Origin of the sequence: Thauera terpenica 58Eu (assembly GCF_000443165.1) — a bacterium.
Lineage (GTDB): Bacteria > Pseudomonadota > Gammaproteobacteria > Burkholderiales > Rhodocyclaceae > Thauera > Thauera terpenica.
The window spans coordinates 61,805-85,150 of record NZ_ATJV01000125.1; the positions used below are offsets into that span (position 1 = coordinate 61,805).

A 23,346-nucleotide genomic window follows, 5' to 3' on the forward strand; every position below is an offset into this window, starting at 1 on the left:
TTCCGTGAGCGACGCAGAACATCTCGAAATCAAGAAGCGCGCCCGACGCCGCCTGGTGGGGGCGATTGCGCTTGCGCTGCTGGCTGCGATCGTATTGCCGGTGATGATGGAGCAGGAACCGCGCCCGACCACGGCCGACATCCAGATCACCATTCCAGACCGCAATGCGGGCGCAGAGCCGTCGCGCCCAGCCACCGCCTTGCCCGATGGGACGAGCTTTCCAACGGTGGTTCCCGGCCCTGAGGAGCAGATGCCTGGGGCCGTGGCCGAGCCTGCGCCTGCGCCGGCTGAGCTCGTGCCGCCCACGGCGGCGACGCCAGCCCCCGACGCCGAACCGCCCAGCAAGACCGCCAGGCCCGAAGCCGGAAAGGCCGAAGCCGCCCGCGCCGAGAGTGCGGCGGCCGAGGCGGCGCGTGCGCGGGCGATCCTTGAAGGCAAGGAAGTTCCACGCGGCGACAGCTTTGTGCTGCAGATCGGGGCGTTCTCCGATGCGGACAAGGCCGAACGTCTTGCTGCCGAACTGAAGAAGCAAGGCTTTGCCGCCTACACCGAGCCCGCCGGCAAGGTCGTGCGTGTTCGTGTCGGTCCCGTCGCGGGCCGATCGGCGGCGGACAAGGCGGCGGTGCAGTTGAAGGCCCTGGGCTTCAGCACCGTCATCACGGCGCGCTGATCATTGGCCATGACGGTTTTCGACTACGTCTTCCTCGCCATCCTGGGACTCTCCGCGCTTGTCGGTCTGTGGCGTGGCTTGATCAGTGAAGTGATGGCCGTGATCGCATGGGTGGTCGCGCTTTTTGCCGCCTGGCGCTATAACGAACAGGCGGCCGAGGCCTTTGTCGGGCTCATCGCCGAGCCGCTGTGGCGGCAACTGGCGGGTGCCGCGCTGGTGGTGGTCGGTGTGCTGATTCTCGCTGGCCTCATCCGTTACCTGCTGCGCCAGTTGTTACAGGCGGCAGGCTTGGGCGCCACCGACCGTTTCTTTGGTGCGCTTTTTGGTGTCGCACGTGGTCTGCTTGTGGCCGTGGTAGTGGTCTTGATCGGTGGTGTCGCCGGTCTGTCCCGGGCGCCCTGGTGGACGCAGGCGCTGTTCTCTCCTCCGCTTGAAATGGCGGTCGTTGCCGCTAAACCCTGGCTGCCCGCTGTGGTGGCCGACAAGATTCGATTCAGATAGGCGAAATTTCCATGTGTGGAATTCTCGGGGTCGTTGCCACCTCTCCGGTCAACCAGTTGTTGTACGACGGGCTGCAGGTGCTGCAGCACCGTGGCCAGGACGCGGCGGGCATTGCCACCTCCGAAGGCGGACGCTTTCACATGCACAAGGGCTCCGGCCTGGTGCGAGACGTGTTCCGAACGCGCAACATGCGCAGCCTCGAGGGTAACTGGGGCATCGGTCACGTCCGTTATCCCACTGCGGGTTCGGCCAGCCATGCTGCCGAGGCGCAGCCTTTCTACGTCAACTCGCCCTTCGGCCTGCTTTTGGCGCACAACGGCAACCTGACCAATTCGGAAGCGCTCAAGCGTGAGATGTTCCTGTCGGACCTGCGCCACATCAACACCGGCAGCGACTCGGAGGTGCTGCTCAACGTGCTGGCGCACGAATTGCAGGCCTCCTGTAACGGGCTCAAGCTCGACGAGGACGCGGTGTTTCGCGCGGTGGCCGGTGTGCACCGCCGTTGCCGCGGTGCCTATGCCGTGGTGGCGATGATCGCGGGATACGGCTTGCTCGGCTTTCGTGATCCCTACGGCATTCGGCCGATGGTGATCGGGCGCAAGGACACCGCGGACGGCACCGAATGGCTGGTGGCGTCCGAGTCGGTGGCGCTCGATGTGCTGGGTTTCAAGCTCTTGCGTGACGTGGCGCCGGGCGAGGCGGTGCTGATCGACACCCAGGGCAATTTCCACAGCCGCCAGTGCGCGAGCAAGACCGTGCAGGCGCCGTGCATGTTCGAGTTCGTCTATCTGGCGCGGCCCGACTCGATCATCGACGGGGTGTCGGTGTACGAGTCGCGCATGAAGATGGGTGAATATCTTGCGGACAGGATGAAGCGGATGATGCCGCAGGTCGAGATCGACGTCGTCATCCCGATCCCCGACTCGAGCCGGCCGTCGGCCATGCAGATGGCAGAGCGCCTCGGTTTGCCCTTCCGCGAGGGCTTCGTCAAGAATCGCTACATCGGCCGCACCTTCATCATGCCGGGGCAGGCCACGCGCAAGAAGTCGGTGCGCCAGAAGCTCAATACCATCCACCAGGAGTTCAGGGGCAAGAGCGTGTTGCTGGTCGATGACTCCATCGTGCGCGGCACGACCAGCAAGGAGATCGTGAACATGGCGCGCGAGGCGGGTGCGGCCAAGGTCTATCTGGCCTCCGCAGCGCCCCCTGTACGCTATGCCAACGTGTATGGCATCGACATGCCGACGCGCGGGGAGTTGATCGCCTCGGGCCGCACCGAGGACGAGATCTGCCGCGAGATCGGTGCCGACGGCCTGATCTACCAGGACCTGGATGACCTCAAGGCCTCGGTGCGGGCCTTGAATCCGGCGATCAGCCTGTTCGAGACCTCGTGTTTCGACGGCTCCTACGTGACCGGCGACATCACGACCGAGTACCTCAATGGGGTCGAGAACCAGCGCGGGGAACTGAAGCCCTCCAGGGGCGACCTGCATGACGATGAGGACGGCCAGCTCGATCTCAACCTCGCCTCGGACACCGACAACTGATCGGCGCTTGTGCCCACCTGTATGGACGCTCAGACTGCAATGAACCTCCCCGAAGACCCGGTCTTCCATGCTGATACGCTCGCGATCCGTTCCGGTATCGAACGCAGTCAGTTTGGTGAGCACAGCGAAGCGATGTACCTCACCTCAAGCTTCGTGTTTGATAGTGCGGCCCAGGCTGCGGCCCGATTTTCGGGTGCGGAGGAGGGCAATGTGTATGCGCGTTTCTCCAATCCGACGGTGAGCGCGATGCAGACGCGGCTGGCGGCACTTGAGGGCGCCGAAGCCTGCGTGGCCACCGCCTCGGGCATGTCGGCCATCCTGTCGCTGGCGATGGCGGTGCTGCAGACGGGCGACCATATTGTGGCGTCTACCGGCCTGTTCGGCGCCACCCAGCAGCTGTTTGGCAACATCCTGTCGAAGTTCGGCATAGCGACCAGCTTCGTTCCTGCGACCGACCTCAACGCCTATCGCGAAGCGATCAGGCCGCGGACCAGGCTGTTCTTCGTCGAGACGCCCTCCAACCCGCTTACCGAAGTGGTCGACATCGCGGGGGTGGCTGCGATTGCGCACGAGGCCGGGGCGCTGCTGGCGGTGGACAACTGCTTCTGTTCGCCGGCCTTGCAGCGTCCGCTGGAGTTTGGCGCCGATGTGGTAGTGCATTCGGCAACCAAGTACCTCGACGGCCAGGGCCGTGTACTGGGGGGAGCGGTCGCCGGCAACAAGGTCGTCACCGACGAAGTGTTCAAGTTCCTGCGCACCGCAGGGCCTAGTCTGTCACCCTTCAACGCCTGGGTCATCCTCAAGGGCCTGGAGACCTTGCGTATTCGCATGGATGCGCAGTCAGCCGCTGCGCTCGAACTCGCGCGCTGGCTCGAGGCTCAGCCGGGAGTGGCGAGGGTGTATTACCCCGGTCTGTCCTCACATCCACAGCATGCATTGGCGATGCGCCAGCAGAAGTCGGGCGGCGCCATCGTCAGCTTCGATGTCGAAGGTGGGCGCGAGGCGGCGTGGAGGGTGATCGATTCGACGCGGCTGCTCTCGATCACCGCCAACCTGGGCGACACCAAGACCACGATCACCCATCCCGCCACCACCACGCATGGGCGCATCTCGCCTGAAGCCCGTGCCGCCGCCGGCATCGGTGAGAGCCTGCTGCGCATCGCCGTGGGGCTGGAGTCGGTCGAGGATCTGAAGGCCGACCTGGCGCGCGGACTGGCGCTCAGTAAGAGTCAAGCCATACCTGAATGCCGCTCGTAATATTCGCCTGCTGCGTCCTCGTCGTCACCACCACGATCCTGCACTACGAGGTCTTGAGGTCGCTGAACACGCGCTTGCCGACTCTCAGAGTTCCTGACCGCTCGAAGCTCGTCGTTGTCATCCTCGCTGCGTTTGTCGCTCACGCGATGGAGATGGCTTTTTACGGTGCTACCCTTTATATGCTCGTTCAATGGCTCGGCGTGGGCAGTCTCACCGGCAGCACGAGCTTTTCACTGGCGAATTGCCTGTATTTCTCCGCGGAGACATACACCTCCTTGGGCTTCGGTGATCTCACTCCCATCGGCCCCGTCAGACTGCTGGCGGGCGTGGAGGCCCTGAACGGGCTGCTGCTCATCGGCTGGTCAGCGTCCTTCACCTATATCTCAATGGAGCGGTTCTGGCGTCCTGGCGCGGCGCCATGATCGATTGCGGCTCTCGGTAATGAACAATGAAGCCGAATTCAAGCATGCGGCTGACGTCATCGCCGCCTGATGGCAGCCACAAGCAGAAAGTCGCCGCATGATCGAGGCTGGACTGGCTCCACAGGAGAAGGCGTGAATCCGTTCAACCGACGCGCAGCCTTCCGGATCGCGGCAGTCAGTGTGCTGCTGGCAGCGATTGCCAGCCCACTTGCCTGGATGGTCGCGCACGAAGCGGCAGAGGCCAATACCGTGTCGATGGCGGTGGAGGAGTCGCAGCGGCTGGCGCGCCACTTCGACGCCACTGCACTGCGCGGGCCAGAAGCGAGTGTGCACGCTCAAAGCGCTGCGAATGCGATCGTCGGCGGGCTGTTCGACGTTGCCGAAATCTATGATCAGGAGGGCAGCCGGCTTGCCACCGCGATGACCAGCGTGGGCGCCGAGATCGAAAGGCTTTTGCCCACTCACCGTCCCCCGGATTACACCGTTGAAACGCACAGGGATCTGGGGCACACGAACGGGCGCTGGGTGATCCGTGTCTTCGTGCCGCTGAAAAACCCTGAGGGTGTTTCCGCGGACGAGATAGCCGGATATTTCGAGGGTGTGCGTGCGATTCCGGACTGGCAGCTGGAGCAGATGTTTCAGCACGGCTTGCGCGCAGCCCTGATGGCGGGGCTCGCCTCTCTCCTGTGTGGCGCTGCGATCTATCCAGTCGTTGTCCGGCTTGCGGCCGACAACGAACGCAAGGCCTCTGAAGTGCTCGCGTCCCACCTCTCCTTGATGGAGGCCCTCGGTCAGGCGATCGCAAAACGCGACTCCGATACCGGCGCACACAATTACCGCGTTGCCTGGATTGCTGCGCGCATTGCCGAGCGCATGGGGCTGCAGGGTAAGGCGATGCAATCCATGATCGTGGGCAGCCTGCTGCACGACATCGGGAAGATCGGGATCCCGGATGCCATCCTCTACAAGCCCGCCGCACTGGACGACGATGAACTGGAGATCATGCGTAGCCATGTGCAGCAGGGCGAAGAAATCGTCGCCGGCATCCGCTGGCTTGATGAAGCCCATGACATCGTCTCTGCTCACCATGAGAAGTGGGATGGCACGGGCTATCCACGTCAGCTTGCAGGAGAGAATATTCCTCTTTCAGCCCGTGTGTTCGCGCTTGCCGACGTGTTCGATGCCCTCTGCTCGAAGCGACCTTACAAGGCTGAACTCGGTTTCGATGCCGCCATGGAGATTCTGGAAAGAGGGGTTGGGAGCCACTTCGACCCGGCGGTGATGGCCGCCTTTCGCCCGCTCGCGAGGGATGTGTTCGATACCCTTGCCGAGAGCGACGAAGCGGGCGCGCGTGGATTGCTGGAGAAACGTGTTCGACGTCATTTCGGGATAGGGGAAGGCTGACTTCCATCTCGAATCCCAAGTCTGCGTCCAACGCCATGCTTGGAGCCGGCCCACGCATGGAGAGAAGCCCGGAATTTCAACAAATCAAGAGCTTGAGCATTGTTCTCAGGCGCCCGGAATGAGCTGATGGGTGCCGAATTGAGGGTCATGCAGGGTGACATCAGCCCCTGGCAGTGTCGCCCGATCCGCTTGTGAATACCCGCCCGTCGTAGTGCAGCCAGCTGGCCTGACCGCGCCAGTCCGATAGAACGTGACGTGTGCAGCTGTGACCATCGACTTCGGCGAGGTGGCAGGCAGGCCGATGGGTGTGGCCGTGAATCAAGCTCGGGTAGCCGTGCGTGCGCAGCAGCGCAGCGACTGCATCGGCGTTGACGTCCATGATTTCGATGGCCTTCTCAGCCTTGGCGGTTTCGCTCTGCTGGCGCAACGAGGCGATGAAGGCCTTGCGTGCAGCCAGCGGCTGAGCCAGGAAGCCGGTCTGCCAGGCGGGGTCGCGCACCTGGCGGCGGAAGGCCTGGTAAGCGAGATCGTCGGTGCACAGCGCGTCGCCATGTGAGAGCAGCAAGGGCGGGGCGTCTGCGTCCTTATCGAACCGGACTCGCGTCGGGTCTTCGAGCAGGCGCGCGCCTATGGCCTCGGCGAAGGTGGGGCCGGCGAGCAGGTCGCGGTTGCCTCTCATGAAGAACACGGCTGTTCCGGCGTCGGCGAGGGCACGGATCGCGGCGGCGGCGCGCGCGTTGAAGGGGGTGGCGAGGTCGTCGTCGCCCGCCCAGTATTCGAACAGGTCGCCGAGGATGAAGAGGCTCGCCGCCTCGCGTGCCTTGCCCTGCAAGAAATCGAGGAAGGCGGCGACGTTGGCGGGCTCCTCAGCGCTGAGGTGCAGGTCCGAAATGAACAATGCCGGAAGCGTCGCTTGCAGCGCTTCCGGCATGGGCTCGATGGGCTGAGGACCCTCGCCGGGGGCGAGGGCCGTGCCGCGCGTGTGCGCAGCGTCAGGGGCAGAGTCAGACAACTTCAGCGCGCTCGATGATCACGTCTTCCTTCGGTACGTCCTGATGGAAGCCGCTCGAGCCGGTCTTGACCTTGCGGATGGCCTCGATCACGTCCTCACCCTCACTGACCCTGCCGAACACGCAATAACCCCAGCCCTGCAGGTCGGGTGAGCGGTAGTTGAGGAAGTCGTTATTGGCGACGTTGATGAAGAACTGTGCGGTCGCCGAGTGCGGGTCCTGCGTGCGTGCCATGGCGACCGTGCCGCGCTCGTTCTTGAGGCCGTTATCGGCTTCGTTCTTGATCTGCTCGCCGGTGGGCTTTTGCGTCATGCCGGGCTCGAAGCCGCCGCCCTGGATCATGAAGCCGTCGATGACACGGTGAAAGACAGTGTTGTTGTAGTGGCCCGACTCGACGTAGGCGAGAAAGTTTGCCACCGTGAGCGGCGCCTTGTCGGCGTCGAGTTCAAGGGTGATCACGCCGTGGTTGGTGTGCAGTTTGACTGCCATGAGTGTTTCTCCTGGGGAAAGTTGAATGGGGGCTGCGGGGGCTTACTTTGCGCCGCGTTTTTCTGCACTGGCTTCAAGTACGCGCGCGCTGTTGACGATGACGGCCTCGACCGGCACGTTCTGGTGAAATCCACGGTTGGCCGTGGGTTGCTTGGCGATTGACTCGACCACCTCCAGGCCCTTGACGACCTTGCCGAACACCGCATAGCCCCAGCCGTCGCGCGACGGATAGTCGAGGGCGGTGTTGGCTACGAGGTTGATGAAGAACTGCGAGCTTGCCGAGTGCGGGTCGGCGGTGCGCGCCATCGCCAGCGTACCCACTTCGTTGCGCAGGCCGTTCCTGGCCTCGTTCTCGATCGGCGCGCGTGTGCTCTTCTGCTTCATGTCGGCATCAAAGCCACCGCCCTGGATCATGAAGCCGTCGATGACACGGTGGAACACGGTGCGATTGTAAAAGCCATCCTTGACGTACTGGATGAAGTTGTCGGCCGATTTGGGCGCCTTGTCGGCAAACACCTCGACGACGATGTCGCCCTGGTTGGTCTTCAGTTCGACCATGGGGTTGGCGGCGAGGGCGCTCAGTGCGCTCGAGGCCAGCAGGGCAAAGGCGATCAGGTGTTTTTTCATGAAATCTCCGGGTGTGGCCGCGCGTCTGCCTTTGTGGCGGGTGTTGGGGTGGGTGTTTCGAGGGCGTCGGCGGGGGTGAGGACAAGGCCGAAATGGCGGGCGGGCAGTGCTTGCCGAGTCTGCCAACAGGCCTGCCAGCGCCTGCCAACGTGCCCGCCACGAGTCTCACCAGTCGGCCCACAAAGGGGCACGGGGGCGACCGTGGTATATTTGCGCCCTTGTCAGCGTTCGTCCCTGAGCCGCAGGGCACGCAGGATTCTAGCAACAAGCCCCACCCCTCACAATCGCGCATCCCGCCCCGCCCATGCTCTCCATCTACAATACCCTCTCGCGTACCAAGGAAGTCTTCACCCCGATCGAGCCTGGCAAGGTTCGCATGTATGTATGTGGCATGACGGTGTACGACTTCTGTCACCTCGGCCACGCGCGCGTGATGGTGGTGTTCGACATGGTGACGCGCTGGCTGCGTGCCAGCGGGCTGGACGTGACCTACGTGCGCAACATCACCGACATTGATGACAAGATCATTCGTCGTGCCGCGGAAAATGGCGAGCCGATCCGCGCCTTGACTGACCGTTTCATTGCCGCCATGAACGAGGATGCCGCAGCGCTCGGTGTGTTGCCTCCCGACCATGAGCCGCGCGCCACTGATTACGTCCCGCACATGCAGAGCCTGATTGCACGCCTGGAGCAGAAGGGCCTGGCCTATGTGGCGGCCAATCGTGACGTGTGCTACGCCGTGCGCAAGTTCGAAGCCTACGGCAAGCTGTCGGGCAAGTCGGTGGACGAGTTGCGTGCCGGTGAGCGCGTGGATGTCGCGCAGGGCAAGAATGACCCGCTCGATTTCGTGCTGTGGAAGCACGCCAAGGCCGAAGAGCCGGGCGAGGTGAAATGGGATTCGCCCTGGGGTGCAGGCCGTCCGGGCTGGCATATCGAATGCTCGGCGATGAGCTCAGCGCTGCTGGGGCAGCATTTCGACATCCATGGCGGTGGCATGGACCTGCAGTTTCCGCATCATGAAAATGAAATTGCCCAGTCCGAAGGTGCGCACGACCACGCTTTCGTGAATTACTGGATGCATAACGGTTTTGTGCGCATCGACGACGAAAAGATGTCGAAGTCACTCGGCAACTTCTTCACCATTCGTGAGGTGTTGCAGAAATACGATGCGGAGGTGGTGCGCTTCTTCATCCTGCGCGCTCATTACCGCAGCGCCCTGAACTACTCCGACGTCCACCTCGAGGACGCACGCAGCGCACTGACGCGCCTGTACACGGCCTTGAAGAGCGTGCCCATCGAAGGCGAGGCCAGCGTCGACTGGGACGAAGCCCACGGCAGACGTTTCCGCGCGGCGATGAACGACGACTTCAATACCGCGGAAGCGGTGGCGGTGCTGTTCGAACTGGCAAACGAGGTCAATCGCAGTGCGTCGCCGGGGCTGGCGCGACAGCTCAAGGCCCTGGGCGCGGTGCTCGGATTGCTTGAGCGCGACCCGGTGGTGTTTCTGCAAGCAGGCCTGCCGACGGCCGCGGGGCTCGATGGCGCGGCGATCGAGGCCCGCATCGCGCTGCGCGATGCGGCCAAGAAGGCGCGTGACTATGCCGAGGCCGACCGTATCCGTGCCGAACTGACGGCGGCGGGCGTTGCGCTGGAAGATGGCCCGGCGGGTACGAGCTGGCGTCGGGCCTGAGCCGCTGGCTGCCTCGACTGGGCAGGGTGGCGCGTCGTGACCAAACCGTAGTTGAATCCACACCAAACGCCTGAGGACAAGGAGCTTCACGCATGAACATCACCGACTTTCAAAGCCTTCTTGAAGCCGCCCGCCAGCAAACCGAGCAGCAGCGCTTGCTGCTCGTATTCACTCGCGCCGAACTGCCTGACGACGCCACCGCTGAACAGCGCGCTGGCTTCGAGCAGGGCGAGGGCGGGGCGCTGGTGCCGGTGATGTACGTCGACAAGGAACCCGAGGAAGTACGCTCCTTCGAGGAACTGGTCGAGGAGTCGCGCCATACCGGGCAGCACTGGGACATGATGTTCGTCGGCTGCCTGAGCGGGCAGGGCGGACGTGGGCTGGACGACAACACCGTGCAGAAGGCGCTCGAGACCATGATCATGTCGATCCAGGGTGGCATCGTCGCCCACCTGCTCGCCTATCGCCCCAACGGCGAGCAGGTGCAGCTGGCGGGCGCGGTCGAGGGTCTGAACTGAGGCCCTGAGCTGAGGCCTGAGCCTGGCGTGATCGCCTCAAGACGCTCAGCATGAAACACCGCGGCCCGCGATTCATTGTGAATCGCGGGCCGCTTGCCGTGGATGCCCCGCGCGGGGGCGCCGAGAGCACTCAGGCGGCGAAGAAGTTCTTCACCTTGTCCATCCACGACTTCGCCTTCGGGTTGTGACGGTCGGCGTTACCGCTGGAGATTTCCTCGAACTCGCGCAGGAGCTCCTTCTGGCGCTCGGTGAGGCTGACCGGTGTCTCCACCACGACGTGGCACAGGAGGTCGCCATTGGCATGGCTGCGCACATTCTTGATGCCCTTGCCACGCAGGCGGAAGACCTTTCCACTCTGCGTTTCCGCCGGAATCTTCAGGCGGGCCATGCCATCCAGGGTCGGAATCTCGATCTCGCCGCCGAGCGCGGCGGTGGAGAAGCTGACCGGCATCTCGCAGTGCAGGTCATCATGCTCACGCTCGAACACGGCGTGCTTGCGGATGTGGATCTCGACGTACAGGTCGCCCGCCGGGCCGCCATTGACACCGGGTTCGCCGTGGCCGCCATGGCGCAGGCGCATGCCTTCGTCGATGCCCGCCGGGATCTTCACTTCCAGCGTCTTGTGCTTCTTCACCCGCCCGGCGCCGCCGCAATCGCGGCAGGGGTCGGGGATGATCTTGCCGCTGCCATGGCACTTGGGGCAGGTCTGCTGGATGGAGAAGAAACCCTGTTGTACGCGCACCTGACCCTGGCCGCTGCAGGTGGGGCAGGTCTTGGGCTGGGTGCCGGGCTTGGCGCCGCTGCCGTGGCAGCTGCCGCACTCCTCGACGGTCGGGATGCGGATCGTCTTTTCCGCACCGCGCGCGGCTTCCTCGAGCGTGATCTCGAGGTTGTAACGCAGGTCTGCGCCGCGGTACACGTTCGAGCGCCCGCCGCGACCGCCACCACCGAACAGATCGCCAAAGATGTCGCCGAAGGCATCGGCAAAGCCGCCCTCGAAGCCTTGCCCGTTGCCGCCCATTGAAGGGTCGACGCCGGCATGGCCGTAGCGGTCGTAGGCGGCCTTCTTCTGTGCATCGGAGAGCACTTCGTAGGCCTGCTTGGCCTCCTTGAACTTCTCCTCGGAATCCTTGTTGTCCGGGTTGCGGTCCGGATGGTGCTTCATGGCCAGCTTGCGGTAGGCCTTCTTGATGTCGTCATCGCCGGCGTCGCGATTGACGCCGAGGACTTCGTAGTAATCCCTTTTGGACATATGGTGCTTCGCTCAGTCTGGTATCAAGCAAAGGCCGAGCCTGCGCCAGAGCAGGGCTCCGGCGGGGCTCGGCCGCAAAGAGTTCGCCAGAGTGACGATTACTTCTTGTCCTTCACTTCGGTGAATTCGGCATCCACCACATCGGGGTCCTCGGCCTTGCTGTCCGCGGACGGGCCGCCTGCACCCTGGGCGCCGCCTTCGGACTGAGCGTACATCTGCTCGCCGAGCTTCTGTGCGGCGGTCGCCAGGGCCTGGCTCTTGGCTTCGATGCTGTCCTTGTCACCGCTCTTGATCGCCTCTTCAGCCTCCTTGATCGCAGCCTCGATCTTGGACTTCTCGTCCTCGGACAACTTGTCGCCGTACTCGGTCAGCGCCTTTCTGGTCGAGTGGATCAGGGCGTCGCACTGGTTGCGGGCATCGACCAGCGCGTGCGCCTTCTTGTCGTCCTCGGCATGAACCTCAGCGTCGCGCACCATGCGCTCGACCTCATCATCCGACAAGCCGGAGTTGGCCTGGATCTTGATCTTGTTTTCCTTGCCGGTGGCCTTGTCCTTGGCCGATACGTGCAGGATGCCGTTGGCGTCGATGTCGAAAGTGACCTCGATCTGCGGCATGCCGCGCGGCGCCGGCGGGATGTCGGAGAGGTTGAACTGACCCAGGCTCTTGTTGCCCGCGGCCATTTCGCGTTCGCCCTGCAAGACGTGGATGGTGACTGCGTTCTGGTTGTCGTCGGCGGTCGAGAACACCTGCGAAGCCTTGGTCGGGATCGTGGTGTTCTTCTGGATCAGCTTGGTCATCACGCCGCCCAGGGTCTCGATGCCCAGCGACAGCGGGGTGACGTCGAGCAAGAGCACGTCCTTGACTTCACCTTGCAGCACGCCGCCCTGGATGGAGGCGCCGACGGCCACTGCTTCGTCCGGGTTGACGTCCTTGCGCGGCTCCTTGCCGAAGAAGGCCTTGACCTTGTCCTGCACCATCGGCATGCGGCTCTGGCCACCGACCAGGATCACGTCGTCGATGTCGGACACCTTCAGGCCGGCATCCTTGAGCGCGACACGGCAGGGCTCGATCGAGCGCTCGACCAGGTCCTCGACCAGCGCTTCGAACTTGGCGCGCGTGATCTTGACCGCCAGGTGCTTGGGGCCGGAGGCGTCGGCGGTGATGTAGGGCAGGTTGACTTCAGTCTGCTGGCCGGACGAGAGCTCGATCTTGGCCTTTTCGGCCGCTTCCTTCAGGCGCTGCAGGGCGAGCACGTCCTTCTTCAGATCTACGCCCTGATCCTTCTTGAACTCGGTGACGATGTAATCGATCAGGCGCTGGTCGAAGTCCTCGCCGCCGAGGAAGGTGTCGCCGTTGGTGGCCAGCACTTCGAACTGGTGCTCACCTTCGAGGTCGGCGATCTCGATGATGGAGACGTCGAAGGTGCCGCCGCCCAGGTCATACACGGCGATCTTGGAGTCGCCCGGCTTCTTGTCCATGCCGAAGGCGAGCGCAGCCGCGGTGGGCTCGTTGATGATGCGCTTGACTTCCAGGCCGGCGATACGGCCGGCGTCCTTGGTGGCCTGGCGCTGGCTGTCGTTGAAGTAGGCCGGCACGGTGATGACGGCCTCGGTCACTTCCTCGCCGAGGTAGTCTTCGGCGGTCTTCTTCATCTTGCGCAGCACCTCGGCGGAGACCTGCGGCGGCGCGATCTTCTTGCCGCGCACTTCCACCCAGGCGTCACCGTTGTCGGCCTTGACGATGGTGAAGGGCATCATCGCGATGTCCTTCTGCACTTCCTTTTCCTCGAAGCGACGGCCGATCAGGCGCTTGATCGCGAACAAGGTGTTCTTGGCGTTAGTGACCGCCTGGCGCTTGGCCGGCGCACCGCACAGGATTTCGCCGTCTTCGGCGTAGGCGACGATCGACGGGGTCGTGCGTGCGCCTTCGGAGTTTTCGATGACCTTCGGCTTGCCGCCTTCCATCACGGAGACGCAGCTATTGGTGGTGCCGAGGTCGATACCGATGATCTTGCCCATGAGTGTTCCTCTTCAAGTCTGAATTCGTTGGCGGAGCAGTGTGGCTGTCCGGTCTGATTCGAATATGGGGTGTTGCGGCGCGCTTTCAAGCCGTGGCGCGCAGATTCCTTACGTGTTCTTCGCTTTTGCGACCATCACCATCGCCGGGCGGATGACGCGCTCGTTGAGCAGATAACCCTTCTGCAACACGGTGACGACGGTGTTGGGTTCGGCGTCCGAGTCGACGGTGCTGATGGCCTGATGCTTGTTGGGATCGAATTTTTCTCCGAGCGGGTTCTCCTCGCTCAGGCTGGCGCTTTCGAAGGCTGCCACCAGTTGCTTCAAAGTCAGGGCAACGCCCTCGCGCAGCGCTTCGGCGGTCTGCTTGTCGATGGCGAGCGCCGCCTCCAGGCTGTCCTTCACCGGCAGCATGGCACTGGCGAATTTTTCGGCGGCAAATTTGCTGGCCTTGGTGACCTCTTCCTGCGCGCGGCGGCGGACATTTTCGGTCTCGGCCTTGGCGCGCAGCCAGGCATCGTGATGCTCGGAAGCTTTCAGTTCAGCCTGGCGCAGGCTTTCTTCCAGGCTTGGCATGCTGTCTACATGCGCTGCTGCGGGATTCGTGCCAGCCTGTGCGCGCTGCTGCTCAAGCTCTTCGGCGGGTGGCGTGGAGGGGGTCTGTTCCTGCATGGATTTGCTCTCCCGTTGATCTCTGATGACACGATTTTGGGGCGGTCAAACGGGATTTCAAGGGGGGAGGCCTTGCTTTGTCGATGATGGTGCGCGCGCGCTGCCACATCTTGTCGTGCGCGGGCCGATGCCGGGGAGGGTGATCGCAGCGGCTCGGGGGTCACAGCCCGGAGCGGCTGAGGGTGGCACATGTTAATATTGCGCGTTTCGGTAAACGCGGCCTGTCCGCCCCCAGCATGACTCAGTTCGCCAAGGAAACCCTGCCGATCAGCCTCGAAGAGGAGATGCGGCACTCCTACCTCGATTACGCGATGAGCGTGATCGTGGGACGTGCTCTCCCCGATGCACGCGACGGCCTCAAGCCTGTCCATCGTCGTGTGCTGTTCGCGATGCATGAGCTGTCCAATGACTGGAATCGCGCCTACAAGAAGTCGGCGCGCATCGTCGGCGACGTCATCGGCAAGTACCACCCGCACGGCGACACCGCGGTGTACGACACCATCGTGCGCATGGCGCAGCACTTTTCGCTGCGCTACATGCTGGTCGATGGTCAGGGCAACTTCGGCTCGGTGGATGGCGACAATGCGGCCGCGATGCGTTACACCGAAATCCGCATGGCGCGTATCGGCCACGAACTGCTGGCCGACCTGGACAAGGAAACGGTCGATTTCGGGCCGAACTACGACGGCTCCGAGAAAGAGCCGCTGGTCATGCCGGCGCGCATCCCCAATCTGCTCATCAATGGCTCGTCGGGCATCGCGGTCGGCATGGCGACCAACATTCCGCCGCACAACCTGGGCGAAGTCGTCGATGCCTGCTTTGCGCTGCTGGCCGATCCCGACATCGACATCGAGGCCCTGATCGACATCGTCCAGGCGCCCGACTTCCCGACTGCCGCCCTGATCTATGGCCTGCATGGCGTGCGTGAGGGTTATCGCACCGGCCGTGGTCGCGTGATCATGCGCGCGCGCACCCATTTCGAACCCATCGGCAAGAGCGATCGCCAGGCCATCATCGTCGACGAGCTGCCCTACCAGGTGAACAAGCGCACCTTGCAGGAGCGCATGGCCGAGCTGGTCAACGAGAAGAAGATCGAGGGCATCAGCGAGATCCGCGACGAGTCGGACAAGTCCGGCATGCGTCTGGTGGTCGAGCTCAAGCGCGGCGAGATGCCCGAGGTGGTGCTGAACAAGCTGTTCAAGCACACCCAACTGCAGGATAGCTTCGGCATGAACATGGTGGCGCTGGTCGACGGCAAGCCGCGCCTGCTCAACCTGAAGCAGATGCTGGTGTGTTTCCTCGAACACCGGCGCGAGGTCGTCACCCGGCGCACCATCTTCGAGCTGCGCAAGGCGCGCGACCGTGGCCACATTCTGGAAGGCCTGGCGGTGGCCTTGTCGAACGTCGACGAGGTGATCGCGCTCATCAAGGCCGCGCCCACCCCGGCCGACGCCAAGCGCGAGCTGATGGTGCGTGAATGGCGCTCGACCATGGTCGAGGAGATGCTCTCGCGTGCGCTCGCCGACAGCTACCGGCCCGAGGGTCTGGATCCGCAGTTTGGCCTGTCTGCCCAGGGTTACCGCCTGTCCGATACTCAGGCCCAGGCCATCCTCGAGTTGCGCCTGCAGCGCCTGACCGGGCTCGAACAGGACAAGATCGTCGGCGAATACCGCGAGGTGATGGACGTCATCACCGACCTGCTCGACATCCTGGCGCGCCCCGAGCGCATCACCGCGATCATCGTCGAAGAGTTGACCGCGATCCGCAACCAGTTTGGCGACCCGCGTCGCTCCGAACTGGTGATGAACACCGCCGAGATCAACATCGAGGACCTGATCACGCCCGAAGACATGGTCGTGACCCTGTCGCACACCGGTTACTTCAAGCGCCAGCCGCTCGCCGATTATCGTGCCCAGCACCGTGGCGGGCGGGGCAAGCAGGCGACCTCGATGAAGGACGAAGATTTCATCGACCACCTCTTCGTCGCCAACACGCACGACACCGTGCTGTGCTTCTCCAGTCGCGGCCGTTGCTACTGGCTGAAGGTGTACGAGGTCCCGGAAGGCACGCGCAACTCGCGCGGCAAGCCGATCGTGAATCTGTTCCCGCTCAACGAGGGCGAGAAGATCACCGCCGTGCTGCCGATCAAGGAGTTCGACGATGAGCACTTCGTGTTCATGGCCACCTCCGAGGGCACGGTCAAGAAGACGGCCTTGAGCGCGTTCTCCAACCCGCGCAAGGCCGGCATCATCGCGGTCAATCTCGACGACGGCGATCATCTCATCGGCGTCGCCATCACCGGGGGTGAATGCGACGTGATGCTGTTCTCCGATGCGGGCAAGGCGGTGCGTTTTGCCGAGACCGATGTGCGCCCGATGGGGCGCGAGGCGCGCGGCGTGCGCGGCATGATGCTGGAAGACGGTCAGGCGGTGATTGCCATGCTGGTGGCCGAGGATGAGTTGCTGTCGGTGCTGACCGCGACCGAAAATGGTTACGGCAAGCGCACCCCGGTAGCCGAATACACCCGCCATGGGCGGGGCACCAAGGGCATGATCGCGATCCAGACTTCCGATCGCAACGGCAAGCTCGTCGGCGCGGTGCTGGTTGAGCCGAGCGACGAGGTGATGCTGATTTCGACCGGCGGCGTACTGATCCGCACCAGCGTCGAGAGCATTCGCGAAATGGGCCGTGCCACCCAGGGCGTGACCCTGATCAACCTCGATGAAGGCACTTTCCTCGCCAGCATCGAGAAGGTGGCCGAATCGGATGCGGATGCAAGCATGCTGATTGATGAGGACAGCGACGTGGTCGCGGACGCCAACGGCCCTGAAGCCGCAGCGCCGCAGGCAGACGCTGATGTTGATGCGGACGCTGGCAGCAGCGACGAGCAAGGGGAGGTTTGATGAGTCGCGTGTGGAATTTCAGCGCTGGTCCTGCGGCGCTGCCCGAGGAGGTGCTGCAGCAGGCCGCCGCCGAGATGCTGGACTGGCAGGGTGAGGGCGTGGGCGTGATGGAGATGAGCCATCGCGGCAAGGCCTTCACCACCATTGCGCAGGCCGCTGAAGCCGACCTGCGCGAGTTGCTGGCGGTGCCGGAAAACTATCGCATCCTGTTCATGCAGGGCGGGGCGATCGCCCACAATGCGCTCATCCCGATGAATCTGATGGGCGACCGGAAGGTGGCCGACTATGTCGTCACCGGCGCGTGGTCGACCAAGTCGCAAAAGGAAGCGAGCAGGTACGCCACGGTGAATATCGCCGCCAGCTCCGAGTCGAGTGGATTCACCACCGTGCCGGCGCTGTCGGACTGGAAGCTGTCGGCGGATCCGGCCTACGTCTTCACCTGCACCAACGAGACCATAGGCGGCGTCGAATATCCGTTCGAGCCCGATCTGGCGTGCATTGGCCGTGGTGAGGTGCCGGTGGTGGCCGACATGTCATCACACATCCTGTCGCGCGCGATCGACGTGTCGAAGTACGGCCTGATCTTTGGTGGCGCGCAAAAGAACATCGGCCCCGCGGGCCTGACCATCGTCATCGTGCGCGACGACATGCTCGGGCGCGCGATGCCGCATTGCCCGAGCGCCTTCGATTACAAGACGGTGGCCGACAACGCTTCGATGTACAACACGCCGCCGACCTACGCGATCTACATCGCCGGCCTGGTGTTCCAGTGGCTCAAGCGCCAGGGCGGCGTGGCGGCGATCGAAGCGCAGAACGTGGCCAAGGCGAAGCTGCTGTATGACTTCATCGACGCCAGCGGTTTCTACCAGAACCGCATCGACCCGGCCTGCCGCTCGCGCATGAATGTGCCCTTCTTCCTGCACGATGAGACGCACAACGAGGCCTTTCTGGCCGAATCGAGCGCGGCCGGTCTGGCGCAGCTCAAGGGTCACAAGGCGGTGGGCGGCATGCGTGCATCGATCTACAACGCGATGCCGCTGGCGGGCGTGCACGCCCTGGTGGACTTCATGCGTGACTTTGCAGCGCGCAAGGCCTGACTGGACATACCGAGCATGAGTGACGAACTGCTGAAGCTGCGCAACGAAATCGACCGTCTCGATGAAGAGATCCTCGCCCGTCTGTGTGAGCGCGCGCGCTGCGCGCAGCGCGTGGGCGAGGTGAAGCAGGGCGAGCCGCCCTTCTATCGGCCCGAGCGCGAAGCGCAGGTCTTGCGTCGCCTGGCTGAGCTCAATCCCGGGCCGCTGCCCGCCGATGCGGTCAAGACCATCTTCCGCGAAGTGATGTCGGCCTGCCTTGGCCTCGAGCATCCGCAGCGCATTGCCTATCTGGGGCCGGCGGGCACCTTCTCCGAGAGCGCCAGCCGCAAGCAGTTCGGATCCGCGCCGGGCTTCCTCGCCATGGCGACGATCGAGGATGTGTTTCGCGCCGTCGAGGCGAACAATGTCGATTACGGCGTGGTGCCGGTCGAGAATTCGACCGAAGGTGGGGTCAGTGTCACGCTCGACCTGCTGCTGGCCAGCCCGGTCAAGGTCTGCGGCGAGGTCAATCTGCGCATCCACCAGCAGCTGATGTCGCAGGCTGACGGCATCGGCGCGGCCAGGCGCATCTACTCGCATGCACAGTCGCTGGCGCAGTGTCACGAATGGCTCAATCGCAATCTGCCTCACCTGCCGCGTATCCCGGTCGCGAGCAATGCCGAGGCCGCGCGTCTGGCGGCGGAAGACGCGGAGTCCTGTGCCATTGCGGGTGAAGCGGCGGCGCAGCTTTACGGGCTGAACATCCTCGCGCCCAATATCGAGGACGACCCCAACAACACCACGCGCTTTCTCGTCATCGCCGACCATGACGCCGGGCCTTCGGGCAAGGATCGCACCTCCTTGGTGTTTTCGGCCTTGAACCGGCCGGGCGCGATTCATACCCTGCTCGAGCCGCTTGCCCGTCATGGCGTGGACATGACCAAGCTGCAGTCGCGCCCGGCGCAGTCCGGGCTGTGGGAATATGTCTTCTATGCCGACATCAACGGCCATCGCCAGGATGCTGATGTCGCCGCCGCGCTCAAGGAGCTTGCCGAGCGCGCGGCCTTTGTCAAAGTGTTGGGCTCGTATCCGGTCGCGGCGATCTGAATCCGGTTCGAGCTCAGCTCACACCCTCCCAGCGGGCATTTGCGGCCCGCTCCGAAACCAGAACGAACGCGGCCGCGTGCCAGCAGGAGAACGTCATGAGCGTTGCCAGCCACTCCCCGGAATACATCCGCGCCATCATGCCCTACCAGCCTGGCATGCCGATCTCCGAGCTGGCGCGGGAAATGGGGCTTGCCGAGGCCAGCATCGTCAAGCTCGCCTCCAACGAAAATCCCCTGGGCATGAGCCTGCGTGCGCGTGACGCTGCGCGCGCGGCCTTGTCCGAAGTTGCGCGCTATCCGGACGGCAGCGCGTTTGCGCTGAAGGCGGCGCTGTGCCGCAAGTTTGGCGTCAAGCCCGAGCAGCTGGTGGTTGGCAACGGCTCCAACGACATTCTTGAAATCGCTAGTCAGGCTTTCCTCGGGCCCGGCGCTTCGGCGGTGTATGCACAACACGCCTTTGCTGTCTATCCGCTGGCGACGCACGCACGTGGCGCACGCGGCATCGAAGTGCCAGCGAAGCACTTCGGCCATGATCTCGAGGCCATGGCTGCGGCGATCTCCGTCGACACGCGCATCGTCTTCATCGCCAACCCGAACAATCCGACCGGCACCTTCCTGCCCGGCGAGGCTATCGAAGCCTTCCTGCGCGCGGTGTCGCCCGACGTGCTGGTGGTGCTGGACGAGGCCTATACCGAATACCTGGCACCGGCGCAGCGTTACGACGCCATCGCCTGGGTCGAGCGCTTCCCCAATCTGCTCGTGTCTCGCACCTTCTCCAAGGCCTATGGTCTTGCCGGGCTGCGCGTGGGGTATGCGATTGCCCATCCCGAGGTCGCCGATCTGATGAACCGTGTGCGTCAGCCCTTCAATGTCTCCAGCGTGGCGCTGGCTGCGGCCGAGGCAGCGCTGGGCGACGACGAGTTCCTCGCGCAATCGGCCGAGCTCAACCGCCGCGGCATGGAGCAGCTCACCACGGCGTTTGCAGCCCTGGGCCTGGAGTGGATTGAGTCGGCGGGTAATTTCGTCACCTTCAAGATCGGTGACGCCGCCGCTATCAACCGCGCCTTGCTGCGACAAGGCGTGATCGTGCGCCCGATCGCGGGCTACGGCATGCCGCACTGGCTGCGGGTGTCGATCGGGCTGCCCGAAGACAACGCGCGCTTCATCGCCGCGCTGCGCCAGGCGCAGGGCTGATGATGAGCGCTGCAACCAGGCCCCTGATTGGCAAGCTTGTGATCTGCGGCGTTGGCCTCATCGGTGGCTCGTTTGCGCTCGGACTGCGGCGCGCGGCGGCGGTGGGCCATGTGGTTGGCATCGGTCGCCGTCGACAAGCGCTCGAGCGCGCCCGTGCGCTGGGCGTCATCGACGAGATCGCCACCGACTGGGCGCAGGCCCTGGCAGGCGCGGATCTGGTGCTGCTGGCCGCGCCCGTGGGACAGATGGACGTGATCATGGCGGCGATGGCGCCGCACCTGGGCCCGCATACGGTCGTGACCGATGCCGGCAGCACCAAGCGGGACGTGGTCGCCGCCATCCATCGTCACCTCGGTCAGCATCTGGCGCAGGTGGTGCCGGCGCATCCGATCGCGGGTGCGGAGAAAAGCGGGGTTGAGGCCGCGTTCGCCGAGCTTTACTGCGGGCGCAAGGTGGTGTTGACGCCGCTCGCGCAAAGCCGCCCCGAAGCCGTCGAGCGCGTGCGTGCCGCCTGGCAGGCGTGCGGCGCGACCGTGGTTGACATGACGCCGCAGGAACACGACCACGTGTTTGCTGCGGTCAGTCATTTGCCCCATCTGCTGGCCTTTGGCCTGGTGGACGAGCTGGCGCGTCGTGACAATGCCAGCGTGCTGTTCTCGCATGCGGCCAGCGGTTTCCGTGATTTCACCCGCATCGCCGGCAGTCACCCGGAGATGTGGCGCGACATCTGCACTGCCAATCGGGTGGCCTTGCTGGCCGAGCTCGACGCCTATCGCGACGAGCTGTCGCGCTTGCGCGCCATGCTCGAGGCGGCCGATGGCGATGCGCTCGAGGCCGTGTTCGAGCGCGCCCGCCGCGCCCGCAACGCCTGGGCGGAAGGTCTGCCGGTACACACCCAGGCCGCTGAATGATTGATCGACCGGGCCGCGCCATGCGCGTTCGCCCATGGATTCGTCCCGCCTGCGGCGGGGCCCGCTTCTAGAGGCAAGAATGGAATTTCTCGACCTGTCCCCCATGCTGGGTGCCGTCGGCACGGTGCGTCTGCCCGGCTCCAAGAGCATCTCCAACCGTGTTCTGCTGCTCGCCGCGCTGGCCGAGGGCAGCACCGAGATTCGTGATCTGCTCGCGTCCGACGACGTCGAGCGCATGCTGGAGGCGCTGCAGGCGCTGGGGGTGCGCTGGACGCGCAAGGGGGAGTCGCTCGACTACGTCGTGGAGGGTGCGGGCGGCCCCTTCCCGGTCAAGACCGCAGAGCTGTTTCTGGGCAATGCGGGCACCGCCTTTCGGCCGCTCACCGCAGCGCTGGCGCTTTCGGGCGGCGATTACCGGCTGTCCGGTGTGGCGCGCATGCACGAGCGCCCCATCGGTGATCTGGTCGAGGCCCTGCGCCAGCTCGGAGCAGACATCACTTGCACGCTGAACGAAGGCTTCCCGCCGCTGCATGTCAAGCCTGCCCGCATCCGTGCAGGCGGGGTGGTCCAGGTGCGTGGTGATGTTTCCAGTCAGTTCCTCACGGCCTTGCTGATGGCCTTGCCGCTGAGCGGCGCGCAGACCACGATCGAGGTCGTCGGCGAGCTGATCTCCAAGCCCTATATCGCGATCACCCTCGAACTGATGGCGCGCTTCGGTGTGCGGGTCGAGCAACAGGGCTGGGCACGTTTTGTGGTGCCGGGCGGCGCGCGTTATCGCAGCCCGGGTACGGTGTTCGTTGAGGGTGATGCCTCGTCCGCGTCCTACTTTCTCGCCGCCGGCGCGATCGGTGGCGGGCCGGTGCGGGTGGAAGGGGTGGGTCGCAGCAGCATTCAGGGTGATGTGCGCTTTGCCGAAGCGCTCGAGCAGTTGGGCGCCCGCGTCACCATGGGCGACAACTGGATCGAGGCGGCAGCGCCGGCGGGGGGCGTGTTGAAGGCCTTCGATCTCGACCTCAACCACATCCCGGATGCGGCGATGACGCTCGCGATCGCCGCGCTTTTTGCCGATGGTCCGTGCCGTCTGCGCAACATCGCCAGCTGGCGCGTCAAGGAGACCGACCGTATCGCGGCGATGGCGACCGAGTTGCGCAAGCTGGGCGCCGAGGTGGAGGAGGGCGCGGACTACCTGTGCGTGACCGCGCCCGCACAGCTGCAGGCTGCGGCCATCGACACCTATGACGATCACCGTATGGCGATGTGCTTCTCCCTCGTCAGCCTTGGTGGCTGTCGGGTGCGCATCAATGACCCGAAGTGCGTCAACAAGACTTTTCCAGGCTATTTCGACGCCTTCGCACAGCTTGTTCGAGCCGTGCCGGTGATCGCCATTGACGGTCCGTCCGCATCGGGCAAGGGCAGTGTGGCCGAGCGCGTCGCTGCGCAACTGGGCTGGGAGGTGCTCGACAGCGGTGCGCTGTACCGCATCGTGGCGCTGGCGGCGGTGCGCGCGGGCGTGGCGCTAGACGACGAGGCCGGCGTGGCGGCGATCGCTGCGCGCCTGCCGGCGCGCTTCGATGCGGGGCGGGTGTGGCTGGGAGGCGATGAGGTCAGCACCGAGATCCGCAGTGAGGCCTGCTCCTCGGGAGCGTCGCAGGTTGCCGCCCTGCCCGCGGTGCGCGAGGCCTTGCTGGCGCGTCAGCGCGACTACCGGACAAGGCCAGGTCTGGTGGCGGATGGGCGCGACATGGGATCGGTGGTGTTCCCTGATGCGGGGCTCAAGATCTTCCTCACGGCGTCGGCCGAGGCGCGCGCTGAACGTCGCTATAAGCAGTTGATGGCAAAGGGATTGCCTGCTAACATGCACGACCTTCTGAGTGACCTGCAGGAACGTGACGCGCGCGATGCGATGCGTGCTGTGGCGCCGCTTCAGAAGTTGCCGGACGCCGTGCTGCTCGATACAACCGACCTGGACATCGATGGCGCCGTGGCTTTCATCGTGGATCTCGTGCGGGATCGAGGATTGGCCGCCGGTTGAAGTGCTGTGTGCAAGGGTGAGTGCCCGGGCACGCTTTTCTCAAATTAACC

At 64.3% G+C, this 23,346-nt stretch carries 20 protein-coding genes; 14 read left to right on the forward strand and 6 right to left on the reverse strand.

From position 1 onward, the window contains the following. Positions 1-4 precede the first annotated feature (4 nt). The 6 genes from M622_RS38845 to M622_RS38870 all read left to right on the forward strand — a co-directional run bounded on the left by M622_RS38845 (position 5) and on the right by M622_RS38870 (position 5,801). On the forward strand, positions 5-670 hold the full coding sequence (locus tag M622_RS38845) for an SPOR domain-containing protein (protein WP_021251145.1): 666 nt from the start codon (positions 5-7) through the stop codon (positions 668-670). Between the two features lie 9 nt (positions 671-679). Then, positions 680-1,171, forward strand: coding sequence for a CvpA family protein (locus M622_RS38850; RefSeq protein WP_021251146.1), 492 nt, complete (start codon positions 680-682; stop codon positions 1,169-1,171). Between the two features lie 11 nt (positions 1,172-1,182). Then, positions 1,183-2,718 carry an amidophosphoribosyltransferase gene (gene purF, locus M622_RS38855; RefSeq protein ID WP_021251147.1) on the forward strand — a complete coding sequence of 512 codons (1,536 nt, stop codon included), beginning with the start codon at positions 1,183-1,185 and terminating at the stop codon, positions 2,716-2,718. A gap of 39 nt (positions 2,719-2,757) precedes the next feature. Further along, positions 2,758-3,975, forward strand: coding sequence for an O-succinylhomoserine sulfhydrylase (locus M622_RS38860; RefSeq protein WP_021251148.1), 1,218 nt, complete (start codon positions 2,758-2,760; stop codon positions 3,973-3,975). After that, positions 3,963-4,397: a potassium channel family protein gene (locus M622_RS38865; RefSeq protein WP_021251149.1), complete on the forward strand. Its 435-nt coding sequence runs from the start codon at positions 3,963-3,965 to the stop codon at positions 4,395-4,397. Before M622_RS38860 ends, M622_RS38865 begins: the two co-directional genes overlap by 13 nt. Positions 4,398-4,577: 180 nt before the next feature. Further along, the gene (locus M622_RS38870; RefSeq protein ID WP_245543118.1) at positions 4,578-5,801 is read left to right on the forward strand and encodes an HD-GYP domain-containing protein; all 1,224 of its coding nucleotides are present in this window, start codon (positions 4,578-4,580) and stop codon (positions 5,799-5,801) included. Positions 5,802-5,961: 160 nt separating this feature from the next. On the opposite strand, the gene M622_RS38875 is transcribed toward M622_RS38870, so the two are convergent. The 3 genes from M622_RS38875 to M622_RS38885 form a co-directional block, all read right to left on the reverse strand. Then, entirely contained in the window at positions 5,962-6,732 is a 771-nt protein-coding gene (locus tag M622_RS38875) for a UDP-2,3-diacylglucosamine diphosphatase (protein ID WP_031347645.1), read from the reverse strand. A gap of 73 nt (positions 6,733-6,805) precedes the next feature. Further along, positions 6,806-7,300 (reverse strand): peptidylprolyl isomerase, encoded by a 495-nt coding sequence (locus M622_RS38880; protein WP_021251152.1) that lies wholly within the window; start codon positions 7,298-7,300, stop codon positions 6,806-6,808. Between the two features lie 42 nt (positions 7,301-7,342). Continuing rightward, a complete protein-coding gene (locus M622_RS38885) occupies positions 7,343-7,927 on the reverse strand; it encodes a peptidylprolyl isomerase (protein ID WP_021251153.1) in 585 nt (194 codons plus the stop codon). A 304-nt stretch (positions 7,928-8,231) separates the two neighbouring features. Between M622_RS38885 and cysS the strand changes: the two genes are divergently transcribed. Beyond that, positions 8,232-9,617, forward strand: a complete 1,386-nt coding sequence (gene cysS / locus M622_RS38890) for a cysteine--tRNA ligase (RefSeq protein WP_021251154.1) — start codon at positions 8,232-8,234, stop codon at positions 9,615-9,617. Positions 9,618-9,709: 92 nt separating this feature from the next. Further along, positions 9,710-10,135, forward strand: coding sequence for a hypothetical protein (locus M622_RS38895; RefSeq protein WP_021251155.1), 426 nt, complete (start codon positions 9,710-9,712; stop codon positions 10,133-10,135). A 130-nt stretch (positions 10,136-10,265) separates the two neighbouring features. On the opposite strand, the gene dnaJ is transcribed toward M622_RS38895, so the two are convergent. The 3 genes from dnaJ to grpE form a co-directional block, all read right to left on the reverse strand. Next, on the reverse strand, positions 10,266-11,387 hold the full coding sequence (gene dnaJ / locus M622_RS38900) for a molecular chaperone DnaJ (protein ID WP_021251156.1): 1,122 nt from the start codon (positions 11,385-11,387) through the stop codon (positions 10,266-10,268). 98 nt (positions 11,388-11,485) lie between these two features. Next, positions 11,486-13,405 (reverse strand): molecular chaperone DnaK, encoded by a 1,920-nt coding sequence (gene dnaK, locus M622_RS38905; protein ID WP_021251157.1) that lies wholly within the window; start codon positions 13,403-13,405, stop codon positions 11,486-11,488. 108 nt (positions 13,406-13,513) lie between these two features. Next, positions 13,514-14,074 (reverse strand): nucleotide exchange factor GrpE, encoded by a 561-nt coding sequence (gene grpE / locus M622_RS38910; RefSeq protein WP_021251158.1) that lies wholly within the window; start codon positions 14,072-14,074, stop codon positions 13,514-13,516. 236 nt (positions 14,075-14,310) lie between these two features. Here grpE and gyrA point away from each other — a divergent pair, with 236 nt between their 5' ends. The 6 genes from gyrA to M622_RS38940 all read left to right on the forward strand — a co-directional run bounded on the left by gyrA (position 14,311) and on the right by M622_RS38940 (position 23,296). After that, a complete protein-coding gene (gyrA, locus tag M622_RS38915) occupies positions 14,311-16,977 on the forward strand; it encodes a DNA gyrase subunit A (protein WP_021251159.1) in 2,667 nt (888 codons plus the stop codon). Next, on the forward strand, positions 16,977-18,074 hold the full coding sequence (gene serC / locus M622_RS38920; protein ID WP_021251160.1) for a 3-phosphoserine/phosphohydroxythreonine transaminase: 1,098 nt from the start codon (positions 16,977-16,979) through the stop codon (positions 18,072-18,074). Before gyrA ends, serC begins: the two co-directional genes overlap by 1 nt. Positions 18,075-18,089: 15 nt before the next feature. After that, positions 18,090-19,160 (forward strand): prephenate dehydratase, encoded by a 1,071-nt coding sequence (gene pheA / locus M622_RS38925; RefSeq protein WP_021251161.1) that lies wholly within the window; start codon positions 18,090-18,092, stop codon positions 19,158-19,160. 95 nt (positions 19,161-19,255) lie between these two features. Next, on the forward strand, positions 19,256-20,353 hold the full coding sequence (hisC, locus tag M622_RS38930) for a histidinol-phosphate transaminase (RefSeq protein WP_021251162.1): 1,098 nt from the start codon (positions 19,256-19,258) through the stop codon (positions 20,351-20,353). Further along, positions 20,353-21,264: a prephenate dehydrogenase gene (locus tag M622_RS38935; protein WP_021251163.1), complete on the forward strand. Its 912-nt coding sequence runs from the start codon at positions 20,353-20,355 to the stop codon at positions 21,262-21,264. Before hisC ends, M622_RS38935 begins: the two co-directional genes overlap by 1 nt. Before the next feature lie 79 nt (positions 21,265-21,343). Continuing rightward, positions 21,344-23,296, forward strand: a complete 1,953-nt coding sequence (locus tag M622_RS38940; protein WP_031347649.1) for a bifunctional 3-phosphoshikimate 1-carboxyvinyltransferase/cytidylate kinase — start codon at positions 21,344-21,346, stop codon at positions 23,294-23,296. Positions 23,297-23,346: the final 50 nt, after the last annotated feature.

Coding starts and splice junctions, on each gene's coding strand:
- M622_RS38850 (WP_021251146.1), top strand. CDS start 680: ATGACGGTTTTCGACTACGTCTTCCTCGCCATCCTGGGACTCTCCGCG.
- purF (WP_021251147.1), top strand. CDS start 1,183: ATGTGTGGAATTCTCGGGGTCGTTGCCACCTCTCCGGTCAACCAGTTG.
- M622_RS38860 (WP_021251148.1), top strand. CDS start 2,758: ATGAACCTCCCCGAAGACCCGGTCTTCCATGCTGATACGCTCGCGATC.
- M622_RS38865 (WP_021251149.1), top strand. CDS start 3,963: ATGCCGCTCGTAATATTCGCCTGCTGCGTCCTCGTCGTCACCACCACG.
- M622_RS38875 (WP_031347645.1), bottom strand. CDS start 6,732: ATGCCGGAAGCGCTGCAAGCGACGCTTCCGGCATTGTTCATTTCGGAC.
- M622_RS38880 (WP_021251152.1), bottom strand. CDS start 7,300: ATGGCAGTCAAACTGCACACCAACCACGGCGTGATCACCCTTGAACTC.
- M622_RS38885 (WP_021251153.1), bottom strand. CDS start 7,927: ATGAAAAAACACCTGATCGCCTTTGCCCTGCTGGCCTCGAGCGCACTG.
- cysS (WP_021251154.1), top strand. CDS start 8,232: ATGCTCTCCATCTACAATACCCTCTCGCGTACCAAGGAAGTCTTCACC.
- M622_RS38895 (WP_021251155.1), top strand. CDS start 9,710: ATGAACATCACCGACTTTCAAAGCCTTCTTGAAGCCGCCCGCCAGCAA.
- dnaJ (WP_021251156.1), bottom strand. CDS start 11,387: ATGTCCAAAAGGGATTACTACGAAGTCCTCGGCGTCAATCGCGACGCC.
- dnaK (WP_021251157.1), bottom strand. CDS start 13,405: ATGGGCAAGATCATCGGTATCGACCTCGGCACCACCAATAGCTGCGTC.
- grpE (WP_021251158.1), bottom strand. CDS start 14,074: ATGCAGGAACAGACCCCCTCCACGCCACCCGCCGAAGAGCTTGAGCAG.
- gyrA (WP_021251159.1), top strand. CDS start 14,311: ATGACTCAGTTCGCCAAGGAAACCCTGCCGATCAGCCTCGAAGAGGAG.
- serC (WP_021251160.1), top strand. CDS start 16,977: ATGAGTCGCGTGTGGAATTTCAGCGCTGGTCCTGCGGCGCTGCCCGAG.
- pheA (WP_021251161.1), top strand. CDS start 18,090: ATGAGTGACGAACTGCTGAAGCTGCGCAACGAAATCGACCGTCTCGAT.
- hisC (WP_021251162.1), top strand. CDS start 19,256: ATGAGCGTTGCCAGCCACTCCCCGGAATACATCCGCGCCATCATGCCC.
- M622_RS38935 (WP_021251163.1), top strand. CDS start 20,353: ATGATGAGCGCTGCAACCAGGCCCCTGATTGGCAAGCTTGTGATCTGC.
- M622_RS38940 (WP_031347649.1), top strand. CDS start 21,344: ATGGAATTTCTCGACCTGTCCCCCATGCTGGGTGCCGTCGGCACGGTG.